Annotated in this window: 3 protein-coding genes; all 3 read left to right on the forward strand. The window is 65.0% G+C overall.

The features are described from left to right. Positions 1 to 325 precede the first annotated feature (325 nt). Positions 326 to 2,188, forward strand: a complete 1,863-nt coding sequence (gene dnaK / locus Y706_RS0103145; RefSeq protein WP_028275423.1) for a molecular chaperone DnaK — start codon at positions 326 to 328, stop codon at positions 2,186 to 2,188. A 2-nt stretch (positions 2,189 to 2,190) separates the two neighbouring features. Then, the gene (locus Y706_RS0103150) at positions 2,191 to 2,862 is read left to right on the forward strand and encodes a nucleotide exchange factor GrpE (protein ID WP_028275424.1); all 672 of its coding nucleotides are present in this window, start codon (positions 2,191 to 2,193) and stop codon (positions 2,860 to 2,862) included. A 143-nt stretch (positions 2,863 to 3,005) separates the two neighbouring features. Beyond that, positions 3,006 to 3,327, forward strand: a 322-nt coding sequence (locus Y706_RS23350; protein ID WP_043434455.1) for a DnaJ domain-containing protein, incomplete at its 3' end; no start/stop codon positions are given.

The raw sequence follows: 3,327 nt of genomic DNA on the forward strand, positions 1-3,327 counted from the left end.
GCGGGTGCCGGCTGGTCCCCTGCCATGGTCTGCGCCCCTGCGCCCATCGTGCAGGTTCGCGCAGGGCGAAACGCCGCCCGGGACGCGCCGGAAGGGCTGGATTGAGGGGAATTTAGGCGGCGGGGAGCTGCCGCGGGCGGGACTGGAAAGCAAAGTTGAGTCGACTTCGCTCAACTTTAAATTGACTTATGTCCCCCTCTGGGTAAAGTTGAGTGTAGATCGCTCAATAACGGTCGGACCCACTGCGGTTAGAGCCCTTGTGGTTAGAGCCACTGCGGGTCCGCGGCCATCTCCGCAAGATTCCTAGGAAGTAAGGAAACAATCCATGTCACGTGCAGTAGGTATTGACCTCGGAACCACTAACTCCGTCGTCTCCGTTCTCGAAGGTGGCGAGCCCACCGTCATTGCCAACGCCGAGGGTGGCCGCACCACGCCGTCGGTTGTTGCCTTCTCCAAGTCCGGCGAGGTCCTGGTCGGCGAGATCGCCAAGCGCCAGGCCGTCAACAACATTGACCGCACCATCGCGTCCGTCAAGCGCCACATGGGCACTGACTGGACCGTCGCCATTGACGACAAGAAGTACACGGCGCAGGAAATTTCCGCCCGTATCCTCATGAAGCTTAAGAACGACGCCGAGTCCTACCTCGGTGAAAAGGTCACCGACGCCGTCGTCACCGTGCCGGCCTACTTCAACGACGCCCAGCGCCAGGCCACCAAGGAGGCCGGAGAAATCGCCGGCCTGAACGTCCTGCGCATCGTCAACGAGCCCACCGCGGCCGCCCTGGCCTACGGCCTGGACAAGGGCAAGGAAGATGAACTCATCCTGGTCTTCGACCTCGGCGGCGGAACCTTCGACGTCTCCCTCCTGGAGGTCGGCAAGGATGAGGACAACTTCTCCACCATCCAGGTCCGCGCCACCGCCGGTGACAACCACCTCGGCGGCGACGACTGGGACCAGCGCGTCGTTGAATACCTGCTGAACCAGCTCAAGGTCAAGGGCATCGACCTCACGAAGGACAAGATTGCCCTGCAGCGTCTCCGCGAAGCCGCGGAGCAGGCCAAGAAGGAACTCTCCTCCTCCTCCAGCACCAACGTTTCCCTCCAGTACCTGTCCGTCACCCCCGACGGCCCGGTCCACCTGGACGAGCAGCTGACCCGCGCCAAGTTCCAGGACCTCACCAAGGACCTGCTGGACCGCACCAAGAAGCCGTTCCAGGACGTCATCAAGGAAGCCGGCATCAAGCTCTCCGAGATCGACCACATCGTGCTCGTCGGCGGCTCCACCCGCATGCCGGCCGTCTACGACCTCGTCAAGGAACTGGCCGGCGGCAAGGAGCCCAACAAGGGCGTCAACCCCGATGAGGTCGTCGCCGTCGGCGCCGCCCTGCAGGCCGGTGTCCTCAAGGGTGAGCGCAAGGACGTGCTCCTGATCGACGTCACCCCGTTGTCCCTGGGCATCGAAACCAAGGGCGGCATCATGACGCACCTGATCGAGCGCAATACGGCCATCCCCACCAAACGGAGCGAGACCTTCACCACCGCGGATGACAACCAGCCGTCCGTGGCCATCCAGGTCTTCCAGGGCGAGCGTGAGTTCACCCGCGACAACAAGCCGCTGGGCACGTTCGAACTGACCGGCATCGCCCCGGCTCCCCGCGGCGTCCCGCAGGTCGAGGTCACCTTCGACATCGACGCCAACGGCATTGTGCACGTTTCGGCGAAGGACAAGGGCACCGGCAAGGAGCAGTCCATGACCATCACCGGCGGAACCGCGCTGTCCAAGGAAGACATCGACCGCATGGTCCATGACGCCGAAGAGCACGCAGCCGAGGACAAGGCGCGCCGCGAGGCCACCGATACCCGCAACACGGCCGAACAGCTCGCGTACTCCGTGGACAAGCTGATCGCGGACAACGCCGACAAGCTGCCGGAAGAGGTCAAGACCGAAGTCAAGGCCGACGTCGACGCGCTCAAGAAGGCCCTCGAAGGCACCGATGACGCCGCCGTGAAGACCGCGTTTGAGAAGCTGCAGGCTTCCCAGAGCAAGCTCGGCGAAGCCATCTACGCCCACGCCGGATCCCCCGACGGCGCCACCGGCGCGGAGGGTGCCCCCGCGGGCGAGCAGGCAGCCGCTTCCGATGAGGACATCGTCGACGCCGAAATCGTTGACGAAGACGAGAAGAAGTAATCATGCCGCACCACGGTAACGAAGAAGAGCACGGTTCTTCCGAGAGCCGGCGCGACGCGGAACAGCAGGAGAACGAGCCGCAGAAGCCGGTGATCCACGACAACCGCAAGGTTGATCCGAAGACCGGCCAGGCCCGCCACCCCGGCCAGGATCACGCCGCTGCCGCGGCAGACTCCGGGGACGCCCTGTCCCAGGCAGAGGACATCCTCAACAGTGTTGAGGTGCCCGCCGCGGAATCTGTGGCCCAGGGCGTTGACGCGGCCGCGGCGGAGGAGCTCAGGAATGACCTCCGCCGGCTGCAGGCCGAGTACGTCAACTACCGCAAGCGGGTCGAACGCGACCGGGCCGTGGCGGGGGAGATGGCCGTCATCGGCGTCCTGAACTCCCTGCTCCCGGTGCTGGACGACGTCGACGCCGCCCGCCAGCACGGCGACCTCGCGGACGGCCCCTTCGCCGCGATCGCCGCCAAACTGGAGGCTGCGCTGAAGACGTACGGACTGGTCCGCATCGATGAGACCGGCGTGGAGTTCGATCCGACCATCCACGAGGCCCTCATCCAGCAGCCCGGCACGGATATCGAAATCGATACCGTCAGCCAGGTGCTGCGCTCGGGCTACAAGTCCGGCGACCGTGTCCTCCGCGCCGCCCAGGTGATCGTGGCGGTACCGGCGTAGGTTGCCTCTGGCGCTCCGCCGGATAGGGGGCGGTGCCCGTCCCCGGCTGCTCCCAACGCTCGCAAGCTCGTGTTGGGACCCTCGCAGCCGTGGGCCCATCATCTGCGAAGCGCACTCTGCACGACTTTTGAAAGGAAACGCCATTGGCTAGCCAGGACTGGGTGGACAAGGACTTCTACAAGATCCTTGGTGTCGCCAAGGACGCTTCCGACGCCGACATCAAGAAGGCTTACCGCAAACTTGCCCGGCAGCACCACCCGGACACCAATGCGGGGAACGTCGCGTCGGAGAAGAAGTTCAAGGACATCTCCGAGGCCTATTCCGTGCTCTCGGATCCCGATGAGCGCCAGCAGTACGACGCCATCCGGGCCATGGGCGGCGGCGCACGCTTTGCCCCTGGCGGAAGCGGCGGGGCTGGCGGCGGAGCTGGTTTCGAGGACCTCTTCGGCGGGCTCTTTACCGGCG

The sequence above is a fragment of the Arthrobacter sp. I3 genome, assembly GCF_000520575.1.
GTDB classification, from domain to species: domain Bacteria; phylum Actinomycetota; class Actinomycetes; order Actinomycetales; family Micrococcaceae; genus Arthrobacter; species Arthrobacter humicola_A.